The 15,899-nt window shown below is 49.5% G+C and carries 17 protein-coding genes; 8 read left to right on the forward strand and 9 right to left on the reverse strand.

Annotated elements, in window-relative coordinates; translation table 11 throughout:
* Nucleotides 1-47: 47 nt before the first annotated feature.
* The 4 genes from prpB to ACZ5ZS_RS04660 all read left to right on the forward strand — a co-directional run bounded on the left by prpB (nt 48) and on the right by ACZ5ZS_RS04660 (nt 4,917).
* Nucleotides 48-980, forward strand: a complete 933-nt coding sequence (gene prpB, locus ACZ5ZS_RS04645; protein WP_188597179.1) for a methylisocitrate lyase — start codon at nt 48-50, stop codon at nt 978-980.
* A 184-nt stretch (nt 981-1,164) separates the two neighbouring features.
* Nucleotides 1,165-1,935 carry a hypothetical protein gene (locus ACZ5ZS_RS04650; RefSeq protein ID WP_188597180.1) on the forward strand — a complete coding sequence of 257 codons (771 nt, stop codon included), beginning with the start codon at nt 1,165-1,167 and terminating at the stop codon, nt 1,933-1,935.
* Nucleotides 1,936-2,163: 228 nt separating this feature from the next.
* Nucleotides 2,164-3,888, forward strand: a complete 1,725-nt coding sequence (locus tag ACZ5ZS_RS04655) for a hypothetical protein (protein WP_464858587.1) — start codon at nt 2,164-2,166, stop codon at nt 3,886-3,888.
* Between the two features lie 294 nt (nt 3,889-4,182).
* The gene (locus ACZ5ZS_RS04660; protein WP_188596495.1) at nt 4,183-4,917 is read left to right on the forward strand and encodes a hypothetical protein; all 735 of its coding nucleotides are present in this window, start codon (nt 4,183-4,185) and stop codon (nt 4,915-4,917) included.
* A 194-nt stretch (nt 4,918-5,111) separates the two neighbouring features.
* Here the strand turns inward: ACZ5ZS_RS04660 and ACZ5ZS_RS04665 are convergent, their stop codons facing one another.
* Nucleotides 5,112-5,267 (reverse strand): 50S ribosomal protein L40e, encoded by a 156-nt coding sequence (locus ACZ5ZS_RS04665; protein WP_188596496.1) that lies wholly within the window; start codon nt 5,265-5,267, stop codon nt 5,112-5,114.
* A 394-nt stretch (nt 5,268-5,661) separates the two neighbouring features.
* Between ACZ5ZS_RS04665 and ACZ5ZS_RS04670 the strand changes: the two genes are divergently transcribed.
* A complete protein-coding gene (locus tag ACZ5ZS_RS04670; protein WP_188596497.1) occupies nt 5,662-7,092 on the forward strand; it encodes an APC family permease in 1,431 nt (476 codons plus the stop codon).
* Nucleotides 7,093-7,183: 91 nt separating this feature from the next.
* Nucleotides 7,184-8,521 (forward strand): glutamine synthetase family protein, encoded by a 1,338-nt coding sequence (locus ACZ5ZS_RS04675; protein ID WP_229657702.1) that lies wholly within the window; start codon nt 7,184-7,186, stop codon nt 8,519-8,521.
* Between the two features lie 43 nt (nt 8,522-8,564).
* Here ACZ5ZS_RS04675 and ACZ5ZS_RS04680 read toward each other — a convergent pair whose 3' ends face one another.
* Complete coding sequence (locus ACZ5ZS_RS04680) at nt 8,565-9,218, reverse strand: 50S ribosomal protein L1 (protein WP_188596498.1); 654 nt, start codon at nt 9,216-9,218, stop codon at nt 8,565-8,567.
* Nucleotides 9,208-9,726 carry a 50S ribosomal protein L11 gene (locus ACZ5ZS_RS04685; RefSeq protein WP_188596499.1) on the reverse strand — a complete coding sequence of 173 codons (519 nt, stop codon included), beginning with the start codon at nt 9,724-9,726 and terminating at the stop codon, nt 9,208-9,210. The genes ACZ5ZS_RS04680 and ACZ5ZS_RS04685 overlap by 11 nt, the downstream gene beginning before the upstream one ends.
* A 175-nt stretch (nt 9,727-9,901) precedes the next feature.
* Between ACZ5ZS_RS04685 and ACZ5ZS_RS04690 the strand changes: the two genes are divergently transcribed.
* Nucleotides 9,902-10,075: a preprotein translocase subunit Sec61beta gene (locus ACZ5ZS_RS04690; RefSeq protein ID WP_075060078.1), complete on the forward strand. Its 174-nt coding sequence runs from the start codon at nt 9,902-9,904 to the stop codon at nt 10,073-10,075.
* On the opposite strand, the gene ACZ5ZS_RS04695 is transcribed toward ACZ5ZS_RS04690, so the two are convergent.
* Nucleotides 10,049-10,840 carry a phosphoglycerol geranylgeranyltransferase gene (locus ACZ5ZS_RS04695; RefSeq protein WP_188596500.1) on the reverse strand — a complete coding sequence of 264 codons (792 nt, stop codon included), beginning with the start codon at nt 10,838-10,840 and terminating at the stop codon, nt 10,049-10,051. The genes ACZ5ZS_RS04690 and ACZ5ZS_RS04695 overlap by 27 nt on opposite strands.
* A gap of 213 nt (nt 10,841-11,053) precedes the next feature.
* Here ACZ5ZS_RS04695 and ACZ5ZS_RS04700 point away from each other — a divergent pair, with 213 nt between their 5' ends.
* Nucleotides 11,054-11,653: a hypothetical protein gene (locus ACZ5ZS_RS04700; RefSeq protein ID WP_188596501.1), complete on the forward strand. Its 600-nt coding sequence runs from the start codon at nt 11,054-11,056 to the stop codon at nt 11,651-11,653.
* 33 nt (nt 11,654-11,686) lie between these two features.
* Here ACZ5ZS_RS04700 and ACZ5ZS_RS04705 read toward each other — a convergent pair whose 3' ends face one another.
* Genes ACZ5ZS_RS04705 through rrp41 form a run of 5 tightly spaced genes read right to left on the reverse strand, consistent with a single transcriptional unit; the run spans nt 11,687 to nt 15,824 of the window.
* Nucleotides 11,687-12,553 (reverse strand): GNAT family N-acetyltransferase, encoded by an 867-nt coding sequence (locus ACZ5ZS_RS04705; RefSeq protein WP_188596502.1) that lies wholly within the window; start codon nt 12,551-12,553, stop codon nt 11,687-11,689.
* A gap of 59 nt (nt 12,554-12,612) precedes the next feature.
* Entirely contained in the window at nt 12,613-13,020 is a 408-nt protein-coding gene (locus tag ACZ5ZS_RS04710; RefSeq protein ID WP_188596503.1) for a PIN domain-containing protein, read from the reverse strand.
* The gene (locus ACZ5ZS_RS04715; protein WP_188596504.1) at nt 12,998-14,221 is read right to left on the reverse strand and encodes a translation initiation factor IF-2 subunit gamma; all 1,224 of its coding nucleotides are present in this window, start codon (nt 14,219-14,221) and stop codon (nt 12,998-13,000) included. Before ACZ5ZS_RS04715 ends, ACZ5ZS_RS04710 begins: the two co-directional genes overlap by 23 nt.
* 38 nt (nt 14,222-14,259) lie before the next feature.
* Complete coding sequence (rrp42, locus tag ACZ5ZS_RS04720) at nt 14,260-15,096, reverse strand: exosome complex protein Rrp42 (protein ID WP_188596505.1); 837 nt, start codon at nt 15,094-15,096, stop codon at nt 14,260-14,262.
* Nucleotides 15,093-15,824, reverse strand: coding sequence for an exosome complex exonuclease Rrp41 (rrp41, locus tag ACZ5ZS_RS04725; RefSeq protein ID WP_188596506.1), 732 nt, complete (start codon nt 15,822-15,824; stop codon nt 15,093-15,095). The genes rrp42 and rrp41 overlap by 4 nt, the downstream gene beginning before the upstream one ends.
* Nucleotides 15,825-15,899 lie beyond the last annotated feature (75 nt).

Consider the following 15,899-nt stretch of genomic DNA (forward strand, 5'->3'; position numbering starts at 1 on the left):
CGTTTACCTGCGATTTATTTATTAATATATGAGGGCTTGCGCGATTCATGGACCCCATCCTATTCCGGAGGGGAGTGGATAAGAGAGAGATTAGAAAGAGGTTCCGGGAGAGATTGGGAAGGAATGGAATAGTGGTTGCTCCAGGCGTATTTCTTCCAATTACCGCCATGTTGGCCGCGGCGGAGGGCTTCGAGGCGATATATTTCGGCGGCGCGGCGTTCTCCAACATGCTGGGACTGCCGGATCTAGGGGTGTTCACACTAACGGAGCTCGCAATGCAGGTATCCCATATATCGGAAACGGTCGATCTTCCCTTGATAGTTGATGTGGACACTGGCTTCGGGGAGGCCATTAATGTGGCTAGGACGGTCAGGGTAATGGAAGATGCCGGCGCAGCGGCCATTCACCTGGAGGACCAGGAATTCCCGAAGAAATGCGGGCACTTGGGCGGGAAGAGAGTTGTCCCCGTCGAGGATATGATAAAGAAGATACGGGCGGCGGTGGATGCTAGGCGGGATGAGAACTTCATAATAATAGCCAGGACCGATGCGAGGGACGTGAATGGCATTGAGGATGCAATAGATAGGGCTAATGCCTACGTCGAGGCTGGGGCCGATATGATATTCCCCGAATCGTTGCACGACGAGGATGAGTTTAGATTAGTCGCTCAGCGAGTCAAGGCACCGCTTCTTGCAAATATGACGGAGTTCGGCAAGACTCCCTACATAACGGCCAAGAGATTCGAGGAGCTTGGGTATAAGGTGGTGATATTCCCCGTCACCACTTTTCGCTACGCGATGGGCGCTGTTAGGAAGGCGTTGAGAACCATTAAGGAGGAGGGGACCCAGAAGTCATTGTTGGGGGATATGATGAGTAGGGAAGAAATCTATGAATTGATAGGGTACTGGGACTACGAGAAGTGGGACAAGGAGTTGGCAGAGGAGTCCAGTAAGCAAGCAGCGCGTCGAGTCAAGGCATAGCCCCTTAGGGCTCGAAGCGCGCGGTCCCGATGCATTGATCTAAGGCAAAGCTCTATTAAGTCTTCTATTACTCAACTTACCACACAGCTACCATTAAAAAGACCCACTCTATTCAACAGAGAGGACCCAATTGAGCTCTAGGTCTATTGGGAGAGGTATTTGTCCGAAGTGCGGCGAGGAGGGCGTGTTCGTGGTAAAGAGGATAGGAGATAGGGAGTACGTGTATGCAAGGCACGGCCGGTCCTGGCACTACATAGGTCCACTGAATAACGTTGATTTGGGCAGCATGCTTAACTCACCTACCACATCATTACCATTAAAAGGCAGCGCCGGTCGCACTTTTTTCATGAGCGAGAAAAACACGAGGTTCACTGAGGTGTTAGCCCAAGTGGTGGGGATAATAATAATAGTCGTGGGTGCAATAATCATTTTGGGGATAGGCACTTCGCTTCTTTACTTATCCACATCATCTGTAAGCACTGGAGCAGTGGTTGGGTATAATATGACAATGCTTGGCTCCAAGATACTAGGAGTGTCTCCATCATTTATGCCCGGTAGCAGCGGGGCGGCTGTTGTTATAATTAATGCAAGCCATTCATTATTTAAAATAGCTAATCAATCAGCCATACTGCCAGCAGCGCGGACCCGGCTGGAATCGCTGTCACCTGGAGGAATACTATTGCTAAATTACAGCGAGGTAAACTCGACCTTCTTTAAGGGAAACTACATGGCATACCGCACCGCGCTGAAACCCGGTCAAGTACTGCTAGTGTGGCCGTACAACATAACAGGGGGATCCCCCTCGATTTCAATTAAGATAATGCAACAGACGAGCCCCCAGGGAACAGAATTCAATTACGCCTCATTGTTGTTCATGATTCCATTTATAGCGCTGGGGGCAGTGATGATATGGGGCGGCGTAGTTCTCTTCAGGTGGGGACGCAGAAAGCAATAATAATTACTTAAAGCCTTCCCCAAGGAAACCCACTTCAAATAAATCATTCCATACTTTTAAAGGAGCCTTGAGACCAACATTCTCACGGCTGCCCTTGCCTCCAGACCCAGCTGCCGGAACCCTTCATGACATCCAAGTCATTAACGAGCAACGAAGCCTCCACGCCATAGGCGAGTCTGCACCGCAGACCTCCATCAACGCTTATAAGCAATCACGAGACCTCACCCCATGCGCAGGGGCTACTTGCTGTACGCGCTAGCGGCGGCGATAGCGACGCTGGCTGTGGCGCTGCTAGCGTCGGGCGCCCTTGCGCCCAGCCTAACAGTGGAGACGTATGTGCACGGCAAGCCCGTAAACGCGGAGGTGCAGGTGCTCGCCCTTCTCCCGCCCGGCTCCCCTGACCCCATCGTGGAGGCGTGGAACGGCACGTCAAGCAACGGGGCCGCGGAGGTGCCCCTATCCGCCCTATACGGCGTGGCGAGGCGGTGGGCCGCTGAGGGCTTCGGGGACACGCGGGTGGGGATCGAGGTCATCATAACGTACACCAACGGGTCCACGGCGTGGTACGGCATGCACTTCACCACCTACGAGCCCAACGCAGTGATAGGCGAGGAGGAGAACCCGGTGAACGCGGTGGCGGCCGCCGTGGGGGGAGGGTGGAGGATGGTCACCCAAGCAAACGACAGCATAACCATAGAGCCCCGCGGGGGAGGCGCCTCCCTCTCCATACCAACCCCCCCAACCCCCTCCGGGTGCCTCTGGCTCGTGGATTGGAGCTGGCAATCCAACGAGACCTACATACCCCTAATATGGGCTGAATACAGCGATGGAAACGCCTTCACTGGCAGTCTATTCTCCTACGCGTCCAGCAGTCAGTCCGTCTCCTTATCGTTCTCCGCGTCGGCTGCGGTGCCCACGGGCTCCTCCGCCAAGCCCTCAATAGGCTTCCAGATAATAGGGACCAGCCTGGGACCGGACACCACAAGCTCGTATGATTCAACGGGTTTTGGTGTCAATAATCCATCGCTCGCCGCCATGTATACTAGGGGGACTGTTGGTGTTGCGGAGTTGGGGCTTTGGTGCCCGATAGACCGCTCGTGGTTCTTCACTGGGGAGTACGCAAACGAGAGCTACGTTCAATCCTCCAACTTCCAAGCATACCCATCCTCCCAGGTGGGCACGTCTAACTTGACCAACTTTTTGAGCGAGCTCGGCAAGTACTACACGCTGAACCCAGTTCCATTCGATGAGGTGGCCCTAACCCAGAGCGGGCAGGAGTATGGGTTCGTGTTCTCCAACGTGCAGCAGTATTCCCCGTTTGCCTTCTCCGCCTCGATTCCTGTGGGGGCGATCGCCCTAGCCCTCGCCGGCGCTGCGGGCGTTGATATCCCGGTGACCGCCGCCATAGCGGCCGGACTAACGGCCACCGTTAAGGAGACGACCACAACAGTGACCATAATCGGCGTCAACCTAGCGATGGAGAGTAATCCCGCCTTCGGCGACGTGTTGATGGCGCAGCTGCCCATAAAGTACACGTATGATGGGCACTCCTTCTACCCGCCGCTCACCGGGGTGTACGTGGAGCCCTTCGGGCACTACTCATCCAGCACCACTACATCCGTGGGGCCGGGAGGCACCATAGATGATCCAATATGCATGCCGCCGCACAATTGGACAGGTTCCGTCTCCGTCTTCATAGGTTCGTCTCCACTTATGGTGCCCGGTGGATCTGTTGATGTAAGCGTCGCGGGTCCAAACGGATACTCAGCTTCCTACGCATACTCAATGCCGCCACATGAGCCTCTCTCAATAACCCTCCCCATGCCGGCCATAACTGGGAAATATACTATAACCGTTGATTATGGGCCGTACTCCACTTATTGGGGCACCATATACTATGGTCCTTCCTCTGCATCCACCACAGTAGAGGTGGACGTGACTCCCTGTAGTTGATGATCCCATCTTGAAGATGATTAGGTGTCTTTTTATGGAAAGCCATCAATTTAGGCAATGACCATAACTTTCCATCTAATTCCCGCGCACCTGAGATAAGAATCGACTTTTTCGCCGTCGTATAAATGATGGCGACTTTAGGGACCATTCCTTCGCCGGCAAGTCGTCCATCCACTAATCCCAAGGAGGCATTCCGCTCCAGGAAGGGCAGTGAATGGATAATATGGAGGAATTCAGTATTATTTCCACTAATGGAAGACATTGTTTTAAGGGAGGAGGCGCTCGCTTATCGCTATGGCATTAAATGTTCAGAGGAGCGTTCCATTCCCCAGGGTTAGCCTAGGCAAGTTGCTGGCATATATAGAGGCATTGGGCGGCAACTACGGTGTCTTGACTAGGGACGAGATAAGGGAGAGGGGACTGGATATAGGAAAGGGCAAGGGAGATATAACGCGGTTCTTTTTAAGGATAGAACTGGTGAGGGAGGGAAAAGATGGAATAGAGCTTACGCAGCATGGATGGATGATATATGATGCTATTAGAATGGGCGAGGGAGCCAAGCAGCTCCACTCCTACCTGGCCAGCATGCTTCCGCAGTATAAGCTGTTAATGGATATACTGATGAGCAGGGGACCGCTGGACGAGGATTCCTTGTTCAACGAGTTAAATGAAGAAATACGGAAGATATCCCCCTCCTCCTGGGTTAATAAGGTGGCATTCAAAGCCCTTCTGGGGCTATTAATTGATGCTCACCTAGCAGTTAAGACAGGAAGAATGGTGAGATACATAAATGGGGATCCCGCCGTGCGAATAAACGCATGCATAGATAGCAATGCCGTGAGATTGGGCGATTACTATTTGATAAGCGCCAATAAGTTAAGCAAGTGCCTAGGATTTAATATTAACCTTGATGAAGTGGATCCATCACGTATAAGCAAGGCCCCGGGCGATTCCATGATTAAGGTAAATGACTTGGGCGAACTATCACGATTACTAATTGAAATCGTGAACCGACAATCCAAGCGATAAAAACCAGGCAAGCATGGAAGTCCACTCCCAAGGACCCTCCATAATTTAGATCAGCGATGCGAGCCTCTCATCAACCAACCAGCACTCGAGATCTTCATCATCCGAATTCCGGATCAACGTGCGTTTTTAATCTTTGGCATCAAGACCCATTAATCTATAACCGAGGCGAGAATAATAACTGATAACTAAATAACTTAATGCTTGAATCTCTTAGGCCTGAGATTCTTGCTCTTGCATCGCCTGCATTTCTCGGCGTTTATCGGATTCCTGGCCCCGCAGTTCCTGCATATCCAGTAACCGAATCTATGCTCTATTGCTATCCTCAGCTTCTCTTGATCTGAGATCGGCATTAAGAGCCTCCGATGCTATTCCTTTTTTAAGCCTTCCGCTAGATAATCACTTCAAGCCATTATCCAGCCGGCATTCACGGATTAATGATGGGGGCACTTGGTGTTAACTATGCTCAGCATCTAGTTCGTGTACTGGGAATCGATAGTTGACTAATTAAGGCTTGGGGCAAGGAAGCAGGAGCCAAGTGAGCCGGGCGACAATAATTATTGGTGCGCTGTGATTAAACGTGGATTCATTGATCTGAACAGGAGGATTGAGGGCCTGGCCCAGCATAGCAAGATGAGGCCTTCCATATACATGTTCCACAAGACTATGGGCGAGATGCTATTATATTTTCAATTACTTACTAAACGTTTAACAACACTTATATTGCATGAGTGCGCGAGCCTCTTCATGGCGAACAAGCTGAGGGAGAATTCAACGGGCTTCCTGGGATTGCTGTACAATTCATTGGCCGGACAAGCGCCCACCTATAGCATAGCGGGCGGGGCGGCTCTGATAATGAGCACTGCATACGCTGCTGCGCCTCTGGCCATGCTGTTAACTACGTTGGGAGTCATGACTATGGTATACTCCATATATGTCCTCTCCAAGAGATACCCGCACGCCGCCAGCTTCTACGCTTACCCCACCAACTCCCTCAATTCCTTCACTGGATTCTTGAACGGAATAATCTACATAATATACAGCTTGATTGGGCTGTCATCAGTGGCCATAGCCTTCTCCTACTTAACCACAGAGGCAATATACGCCGTAACTGGCTCATTGATCAACCCATTACCTCTAGTCCTGGTTCCCATAGTGGCCGCCATGCTTATCTCAATTATCGGAATCAAACCAAGCATACGCACGGAGACACTATTATCATCCATTGAGATAATAATATTGGCGCTATTCATCTCGTTATCATTTTACGGAGAGAGGAGCAGGCTATCCCTATTCCCCTTCACGCCGGAGGCCACATACGGCGGTTCCATCAATGGCATTTTGGCAGGCATAGGAGGGGGGCTGCTGTTCTCCGTGACGTACTTCATGGGATTCGAGACCAGTACGCAGATATCCGAGGAAGCCAAGAGACCGGGCGAGACGGTGCCGCGAGCCACATTAATCGCGACTCTATTGATGGGCTTGCTTTACATGGCGACCACGTACGCAATACTGCTAAATGTTGGCTTCGATCAAACATCGATAAGCAACTTCGTCTCGGCGGCGGAGGGATTTGGAGTGAATCCAGTCTTTACCTTGGTGGAGAAATACCTAGGACCGTGGGGTCTCGTTATATTCTCGGCCTCCGTGATCATAAGCGTCTTCGGTTGCTACTTAGCCACTCTCAACGCCACCGCTCGCATGCTATTCGGGATGAGCAGGGATGGATTGTTGCCGCGATGGCTTAACTCAATACACCCCAAGTATTTGTCGCCGGTTACAGCGACGTACGTATCCACCATAATTGCAGCAGCATTATTGGTTCCATCATATGTTGCAGCGATGATTGCAGGATATTCAGGTACAATTCAATTAACTTATGGTGCAATGGAGTATGCTTATGCCGTGGATTCGCTTTACTACGTGCTTAGCCTAGCGGTGGTGGCAATAGCCGCCTTCAAGATAGTGGGCATCTATGGCAAGGCGATAACCATGGGAGGAGCAGCGCTAATGATGGTTACCTTTTATGAGTCAGCGCAGTACTTGCCTATGGATTACCTGGTGCTCTCATCCATCGCGACAATAATGTTGGTTGAGGCGTTTTTATTGAGGGGAAAGCTTAAGGGCATTAAGACTAGCCTCTACGTAGGATATAATGTAAATCAGTCCAAGCAGTGACTTATCTGCTGGATAAAAATTGGTGTGTATTCCCGTTAATTGATTGCGATTTTAACAATAATGTATATAAATAGATGAAGTAAAGCGTTATGTGCTGGACATAGATAAATATAGGGAAAACGTGGAACCACGCGATGTATGGAGGATCTTAAAAGCAAGTGGGGTTAAATTCGTTAAATTCACCGTGATGGACATAAATGGACGGCCAAGGGCTGAATTAATGCCTATAGATCCCGCGCTTGACGTGTTCAGGGATGGCATGCCCTTTGACGGCTCATCAATACCATCATATACTACGGTGAATAAGAGCGACTTCGTTGCGGTTCCGGATAATCATGCCGTTTACGTGGAGCGGTGGAACGATGGCAAGATAGCGGATGTCTTTATGAATGTCATAGATGATTCGGGCAAGCCCATTATGAGGGACCCACGCAATGTTTTGTTGAGCGCGATTTATGAGCTTCAGAGAAGCGGGTTCCGCGCCTTGATGGGGGTTGAGGTGGAGTTCTTCATAGTCAACAATAGCAGCGGCTCCCCTGCATTAGTTGATGATGGGATGTATTTTGAGGGCCGTAATACCCACGTGCTTCTCGACGTTGCGGCGGAATTAACTGCAGCGATGAGCGAGTCAGGCATAGGCGAGACCAAGATACATCATGAAGTGGCTCCATCACAGTACGAAGTAAATATTCCAGCTGATTCCCCAATAAAGGTGGCCGACAATATAATAATCTACAAGATAATGGCGCGGGATATAGCTAAGAGACACGGTTATGTAGCAACCTTCATGCCAAAGCCGTTCTGGGGAATAAATGGAAGCGGGGCCCACACGCACATAAGCATATGGGACTTGGATGGCCGCAACCTATTCGAATCAAAGAACAGCGAGGCCACCCCGGAGGCCCAGAGCGCAATAGCTGGGCTGCTGGCCGCCGCAAAGAGCATTAGCGCGGTGGTAGCTCCAACTGTCAATTCCTATAAAAGATTGGTCCCGCATCATGAGGCTCCCACCAGAATAGCGTGGGGATACGGCAATAGATCAGCCATGATAAGGATACCATTCTACGGAAGAAGAGTTAACCGCTTCGAGTACAGGCATCCGGATCCAAGCATGAATCCTTACCTTGCATTCGCAGCGGAGCTGAACGCGGTAATGAAAGGACTATCCAGCAAGGCATCGCCGCCGCCTCCCGTAGAGGATATAGCATACGAACTGAACGCAGAGGAGACGCCTAGGACTCTGGGCGAGGCCGTTGGGGAACTGCGGAAGAGCCCCATAGCATCAATCGATTACATGAGAGACATAATTGCGGCTTATGCGGATATCAAGGAGAAGGAATGGAACGATTATGAATCAATATATAAATGGGATGACACGTGGAGCAAAATCACTGAGTGGGAGTACACGCATTATTTAAGCACAGCGTGAATATTATATTTTCAAGAGAAAAAGTATCCTACTCTATTGGAAATCACTGTTGAAGGTTTAACCTAATTGGAGCGCCCATTGTTAACTTTATATATATCGAGCGGATCTTTTCCGGTTGGACCTTCTTTGTTATTTCCTCCAGCACGGCTGTCGCGTTCTCTGCTATTTCTTTCTCATTCATGGTTTCACCGCCTATTCTTGCCATTACTTGCGGTTGATCCTTTATCTTAACCCTAACGCTGCGCCTGTACCTATCGACTATGGGCTTTAAGTCGGCATTAGGTTGAACCACGTCCGGCATCTTGCCTCTAGGGCCAAGTATGGAACCCATGGTTCTGCCTATTTGAACCATCATGTCAGGCGTTGCCAAGAAGAAATCATATTCCTGGGCTAACTTCCTAATGGATTTCTTCGACTCAACATACTTGGGGAAATCATCTTTTGAAATCACCAAATCAACATTGGCGTCCCTGGCCGATAGAACCATCGAACCGCTGGCTATCATACATATCTTGTTCTGCTTATTTGGTATCGGGTGAGGAAGAGTAACTGTTAATGAGAACTTATTCTCAGGTTTCTTAATATCCAAGTCCCTGAATGTAACTACTAGATCTATTGACTGCTCGAACCTGCGGTGCTTCGACTGATTCCTCGCCGTATCTATCGCTTTAATTATGGATTCGGCCTTAATGCTCATCTCCGCTCACCTTTTTTGCCTCCTCCTCATACTTTTTAACTAATTCGTCGTATTTACCGGCGTCTATTTCCTTTATTACATCCTTCGGATCCTTTCCATTAACAGTTAAACCAATTGATCGACAAGTCCCGACCACCTGCTTCAAGGCCTTTACGAAGCTGGTGCTCCTTAGTTCTCCCAGCTTTATCAAGGTTACCTCGGCCACTTTCTCCAACTGAATATCGCCGATTATTTCCTTTCCTGCTTGGTGAGTTGGAGCGGATTTACCGGCGGCCCGTATCAATAAATCAGTTATGGATGGATACTCTATCGATAGGGAATAATCTCCATCATCGGCGATCACCTCCACAGTGACGCTGTTCACCCCATACGATGCAAGCGGTTTTGTTTCATCGGCTATTCTCCTTGCCACCTCATCTGCATTTAACGATGCTTGTTGAAGCTGCTGGCTAGCTTGAGGAGCAAGCGGCTTCCCAGGCTGCACCGATAATCTTACTACCCTCTTCATTAATTTCTCAGGGAAGCCCCGGGGTTTGGATTTTTTAAATGTTTACAGAACCCGTGATTTTGCTTCAAAGGAATAGAATTATGGATGCCGAGGTTTAAGCCTGCCAGGACCGCACCTATGAGAGCTGACGCTCATGTGGAAACACTTAAAAATCGGCCACGTTATACAATAATACATGCCGAGCAAGCGAAGAAAGTCCAGCGGCATGCAGCCCTTCATGTCGGCTGGCTTGGTTAGGTTTTATGATGTGGGAGAAATAGAGAAGATAAAGCTATCTCCGACGACCGTAATAGTTATAGGAATAGCCGTGCCAATAGTGGTATTACTGCTTAGATTCCTCATTCCGTGAGGAACCGTTTTTCCTATCCATTCCACCCCTATGAACCGCATCCACTATATCCGAGAGCACCATGGAGGGGGATTCCTCGACGACTGTGCCCGTAACTATCATATCGGCGCCAGCCAATGCAATGCTATACGCCACCTCAGGCGTCCTGATGCCGCCGCCCACCATGATGGGCCTATCCACCAATCGTTTCATCTTGGCCAATATGCTTGGCCTAACGGGTTCCTTCGCGCCCGATCCAGCCTCTAGGTATATCACATTAAAGCCAAGGTACTTGGCAGCCAAGGCATACGCTATTATTATATCGTCTCGCTCGAATGGAAGCATGCGGGCATTGCTTACGTATCCCGCAGCGCCTCCCTCACCCACTATTATATAGGCCATTGATATCACGTCCAAGGAGGTATAGCGTTTCGCCAACAATATTGAGGCTTGAACTTGAGCTCCTATTATATAGTAAGGATCCAGCGAGTTTAGCACTGATAAATAGAACAATGCATCAGCCTTACTGCTGAGCCCCGCTATATTTCCTGGGAATAAAATGAACGGTATATTGACTTCCCTCTTGGCCGCCTCCAAATACTCGTCCAGCAATTTCTCATTCACACCCAGGCTTCCTCCAACCATTACCGCTGATGAACCGCTTTTCTCGGCGTTTTTAGAAAGCTCCACGAATTTGTCAATATCTATCTTATCCGGGTCCAGCAATGTTAAATGTATAGATCCATATTTCCTCAACTCCCCCAGCAAGTAGTCATAAATGGTCATCCAGTGGTTCGTTTATGGCAATTTTTAACTTTTGCCCTGAAACAACGAAAAATCCCCTCCCAGCCCAATTAGAATACAGATAAATAATCAAGAAGGCCATGGACAAGTAACTTGATAAAATGTAGGGCAAGCCTCGCCGTTCAGGACGGGAGGGGTTGTTGTAATTATTTTAATCGATTGAATTATATTTGTTTACCTTACCAGAATGAATCGATGGCTCTGGGCTTCGCTGAGGATATGGACTGCGAGGAGATACGTAGGCAGGAGCTTATAGGGAGCAGTGCTAGGATGGCAATTGACGAATTGAGACATGCATTGCAAGGAGGAGGCGTGTATGCGCTGGTGGGGGAGTACGGCACTGGAAAGACATTCTTGTTGAGGAAGTTGAGCACAATAGTTGATGGCCTACATATAGTCAATCTAAGGCGGGGAAACGACGTATCTTGCTCCAATTCCTTAAATGGGTCCTCCATGTATGCGATAGATAACTTCGAGATGCTGCTGCGGAAGCCCGCCATATATGCCGATAAAGTCAGGGAGATAATAAATAGCGCCAGTTTCTTGGTGGTATCCATATCCACAAGTGGGGGACCTATATATGGGGGAAGCATAGTGGAGATCCATGATATACTGAGCAAGCTTCAAGGCGCTAAGAAGATACGCATAGAGGTGGGCTCCGATGAGGCAAGCAAGATAATTAAGTCAGCCGGCATTACGGTTAACATGCCTCTTCTAATGAAGACGCCAGGATTGATAATAAGGGCATTTGGAGGCAGGAAGAGTTCCAACGATGATACCTATACCTTAATATAGAATAACTCCCCGCTCAAGGGGAATGCGGAGTTGTCAGTGATGGATGTAGTGCCGTTCATGTTGCTGGTGGGGAACGTGGCAGATTGGCTCCCCCATTCCCTCGCTTGCCTTGGTGAATACATAGAAGGAACGACCATCCATCCTAACCACGTCCGTCACATGGTAGTGATTGCTTAATGCGTATTCAAATGCCTCCCTGTAAGCATTTACCCAGCTACTCACAGCATCGTACCCCAGCGAGTCTCGAATGGCCAGTATATCCGTCGGTATTTCGAGGAATAAGGGATCCCCCTCTACCCTGACAACGCGGGTAGGCACTCTGAATGCGGCATTGCCCTTCTTAACCACAATCGTTTCCACGATATTCCCTCCAAGTGATGGATTGGCCCTCACGGGCCTCCATCCATTAACACGATCACTGTTTACCCACCACTCCGCTATTACCCTGTCAGTCGGAATTCCTCTGTTTAGATCATCATTCATTGATCCATAATAATCCATCATGTAGCACCTCACCACAGTGCCCAGCTTACCCACATTGAAGAACGCATTCCTCGACATCAATGGGTTAAAGGTCCAAATTACAAGGTCTATTCCCATGCCCAACACCTCCCTGCGCTGCTCCATCTTCAACATATATCCAACCCCCTTATCCCTATACTCCGGCAACACTCCGGCTTGGTGTGAGTAGTGATATACCCTTCCATGATTGAAGCCCGCAAAGCCGAGCAGTATCCCAATCATCTTTTCACCATCGAATGCGCCAAGCACTAGGCCGCCGTTGTCTGAAATTGCCCTGAGCAACTCAGGCGGGGGAGGGGATTGTCCTCCCCATACCTTCTCCTCGACGCGGCCAAACTCCTCAAACTCCTCCCTGGTGCGTAATCGTCGTATTATCATTTAATCGCTACTCCTCTCTACCGGCTTTAACTTTATTTTCGAATATGCCTCACAATTGATTAAAAATCCGACTCGAATCTCCTAGATGATTTTCTAAAATATATCACCTCTACGCCCATTCTCTCCAATTTGTGCTTGAGCTCCATATCGCATGTCACCACCACGCATTTATGATTTGCCGAGAACTTCATAATGCTCTCATCCGCATCGCCTCCTACATCGGCCACGGCGAAATTGTCATTTATGATGGACTTAATGGACTCCACGCTATGCCTCATCCGGGGTGAGCCGTACCTAGCAAGTTTGTCCAACTCCTCCAAGACTGCCCGTGTCACCACGGGCACGTATGTTCCATCCACTATTTCAGATACCCTATTCAACAAGTTAATTCCCTCCCTAAACGATAGAAGCAATGCGCTAGTGTCGAATAATACCAAGGGAATTTTAATCAAGTATCGCTTGCCCATCTACCAATGCTCCCCATCCAATTATGCGCCACCGCCCTCCCACTTGCTTTATGACGACTGCCCTAGATCCAGGCGAAGCGCACACGGCGCGGCGAAGAGTTATCTCTACATTTCCATTTCTAATACTCTTTATTATGCCAGGTATGGAAGCGGAGCCCATTATCGTCATGACCTGATCATTCGTCTTCAATTGATCCTTAACATCCCTCCTCTGTATTTGATGATAATCCAACACAACGCTTGAGTACACCGGGTAAAGCTCGTTTGGGTGACCTACCACGCTGCCCACCAATGAATCCGCCTTAGTCAATGCAGGATCCAGCTGAGTGCCTATCGCTACCAAGCCCCCCGGCCTTGCCTCATCTAGCTGGACATTATCCATCGCTATGCTCACTACCTTCGTGATTATGGGCTTGTAGGTATTGCCCATCTTGAGGCCGGGCCTGATCTCTATCTCATCTCCTATCCGCAATCTACCCTGTATTAATGAACCACCAACTACCCCGCCCACCAGCTTCTCGGCGGGGGTACCCGGCCTATTAACGTTGAAGCTCCTCAGCACGTACATTATAGGCGATTTATCCATATCCGCGGATTTGGGGGGGACCCGTTCATCTATGACCGTCGCCAATGCATCTATATTAACCTTATGAAGGGCTGAGACCGGTATTATTGGTGCGCCCTCAGCCCACGTTCCTTTTATAAATGACTGAATTTGCTTGTAATTCTCAATCGCCTTATCCTTCTGAACCAAGTCTATTTTGTTCTGCACTATTATCAAGTTCTTTATTCCCATGACTGAAGCCGCCAAGAAATGCTCCTCAGTCTGGGGCTGGGGAACAGGCATTGTAGCATCTATTATCATTATTATTGCATCCACGAACGTCACTCCGCTTATCATGGTGGATATCAATACCTCATGCCCAGGCGCGTCCAGCATTGAGATCTTTCTATAAGGCTTAGGAATATCACCGTTGGGGCATTTCTCCACCAAATACTTGGGCGCAACTCCGAACTCAGCGCCGTCGCATTTGGCCAAATCAATGCTGGTATACCCCAGCTTTATCGTCATAGCCCTCTTGAGCTCTTCGCTGTGCCTGGCAACCCATGCACCGCTTAACGCGTGCACCACCGTGGTCTTCCCATGATCCACGTGACCCGCGGTTATCAATATTGCATTGGGATAGGTATAGTTCTCCATTTTACTGTGGGTTACGATTTTGGGTTTAAAAACTAAATCTAAATTATGAAGGACTCCGGCCTATTTCCCAAAGATTCAACTACCCTGGCCCTTATCGATTTCGATAACTCCAAGCCGCGCGACATCATGTCCTCCACCTCCAACGGAGTGAAGAACCCGCTCGACTTCTGTATGGACACCACATCGTCTCCGCTGAATGCAATCGTGAACCTGCCCTCGCTGAGCACCTCCTCCTCAACATTCGCATCGGCAAGTATGTACTTGCCTATTTTGTTGAACGTGATGGTCAACGGCATTTTATCTATGTTAACCGAGAGCGGAACCTTAGTTGACTTATCCAGCTTAACCACGTCTCCGTCTATCACCGACTTGGGAACCTGAGATGTCGCCAACGCAGCCACCGCCGCCAGCAGCGATGCATCCATTAAATTCCCATCGTGGTTTAACACGTAGACATCCACCCACAACGCATAAACGGACTTGCCTTGAATTATGGCAAGGGTCGACATATCCACAAAGCCGCTGTGGCGTATTGCCCTGTCCACCACGCGCGCCAACTCTATCGCATTCTCATCGGGAGGACCGGGCTCAAATGTAGGAGACGCAAGGGGCGGGGTCTCCAAGTTAACTATTAGATTCCCCTCGCCCGGCGTGTCCTCAAATGGCCTGCCCAACTCGAACTTAACTCCAGCTATTACCTTAGTGTTCCCTATGCTGGCCAATGCGCTTCCATCCGCTGTCTTCACCAAACCTACCTTTATGTCTATTTGCCTATAATCATATAATCCCCTTCCATCCGACCTCTTCCCATCAGATATCAACCTCATCAACGCCTCACGGCGAAGGCTTGGAATCACCTCGAATGGGTAGCTCATGATACTATCGCCTGCTCGGAGTATCTACCCTTTAATGTGTCCCTCTCCATCTTATATATGGGCTCCGCAGCCCTAAACGCCAAGCCAATGGCTTTCTTAACTTCATCAACCGTCCAAGAGCCATCAGCTTGCATCAGCGTTATCCAGCTCCTCCTATACACGACGGCTATGGGCATGTCTCCATCACCATAATTATCCTCCAGCTTATTTAAATCAACCACGACGGTATCGCCTATTTTTCCGATGGATACGCCCACCACTAAATCCCGCATCGGTATGCCGGAATCCGCCAATGCAAGCGATGCCGCCGTTATCGACGTGACCCTGGTGCTACCATCAGCCTGCAACACCTCTAGGAACACATCTATTGATGACTTTGGGAATTGCTCAAGGAAAATGACGGGCTCCAATGCCTGCCTCACCACTTTGCTTATCTCTATCTCCCTTCTAGTGGGGGCAGGGCTCTTCCTCTCATCGGTGCTGAAGGGAGCCATGTGATACCTAACCCTGAGAACCCCCGTGTCGGGCAAGGCTATATGCCGCGGCATTGCTTCCCGTGGGCCATAGACCGCAGCCAAAACCACGGTATTTCCATAACCCACCAACGCGCTGCCGCTCGCATTAGGCAACACGCCGACGCGCATTGTAACTGGTCTATGATCCTCAGGCAATCTACCATCAACCCTCTTGCCGTCCACCAACAATGGAACTGGCGATTTTCCACCCATAACAAGGCACAGATAGAATTGGTTAAAAACTTTAAGGATACAAGGGCCGGCCACGCCGACCCACTCTCCATAAAG

The organism is Thermocladium modestius (assembly GCF_055398215.1).

Excerpts from the sequence above, each read along its gene's own strand:
- prpB (WP_188597179.1), top strand. The coding sequence starts at position 48 with ATGGACCCCATCCTATTCCGGAGGGGAGTGGATAAGAGAGAGATTAGA.
- ACZ5ZS_RS04655 (WP_464858587.1), top strand. The coding sequence starts at position 2,164 with ATGCGCAGGGGCTACTTGCTGTACGCGCTAGCGGCGGCGATAGCGACG.
- ACZ5ZS_RS04660 (WP_188596495.1), top strand. The coding sequence starts at position 4,183 with ATGGCATTAAATGTTCAGAGGAGCGTTCCATTCCCCAGGGTTAGCCTA.
- ACZ5ZS_RS04665 (WP_188596496.1), bottom strand. The coding sequence starts at position 5,267 with ATGCCGATCTCAGATCAAGAGAAGCTGAGGATAGCAATAGAGCATAGA.
- ACZ5ZS_RS04670 (WP_188596497.1), top strand. The coding sequence starts at position 5,662 with ATGGCGAACAAGCTGAGGGAGAATTCAACGGGCTTCCTGGGATTGCTG.
- ACZ5ZS_RS04680 (WP_188596498.1), bottom strand. The coding sequence starts at position 9,218 with ATGAGCATTAAGGCCGAATCCATAATTAAAGCGATAGATACGGCGAGG.
- ACZ5ZS_RS04685 (WP_188596499.1), bottom strand. The coding sequence starts at position 9,726 with ATGAAGAGGGTAGTAAGATTATCGGTGCAGCCTGGGAAGCCGCTTGCT.
- ACZ5ZS_RS04690 (WP_075060078.1), top strand. The coding sequence starts at position 9,902 with ATGCCGAGCAAGCGAAGAAAGTCCAGCGGCATGCAGCCCTTCATGTCG.
- ACZ5ZS_RS04695 (WP_188596500.1), bottom strand. The coding sequence starts at position 10,840 with ATGACCATTTATGACTACTTGCTGGGGGAGTTGAGGAAATATGGATCT.
- ACZ5ZS_RS04700 (WP_188596501.1), top strand. The coding sequence starts at position 11,054 with ATGGCTCTGGGCTTCGCTGAGGATATGGACTGCGAGGAGATACGTAGG.
- ACZ5ZS_RS04705 (WP_188596502.1), bottom strand. The coding sequence starts at position 12,553 with ATGATAATACGACGATTACGCACCAGGGAGGAGTTTGAGGAGTTTGGC.
- ACZ5ZS_RS04710 (WP_188596503.1), bottom strand. The coding sequence starts at position 13,020 with ATGGGCAAGCGATACTTGATTAAAATTCCCTTGGTATTATTCGACACT.
- ACZ5ZS_RS04715 (WP_188596504.1), bottom strand. The coding sequence starts at position 14,221 with ATGGAGAACTATACCTATCCCAATGCAATATTGATAACCGCGGGTCAC.
- rrp42 (WP_188596505.1), bottom strand. The coding sequence starts at position 15,096 with ATGAGCTACCCATTCGAGGTGATTCCAAGCCTTCGCCGTGAGGCGTTG.
- rrp41 (WP_188596506.1), bottom strand. The coding sequence starts at position 15,824 with ATGGGTGGAAAATCGCCAGTTCCATTGTTGGTGGACGGCAAGAGGGTT.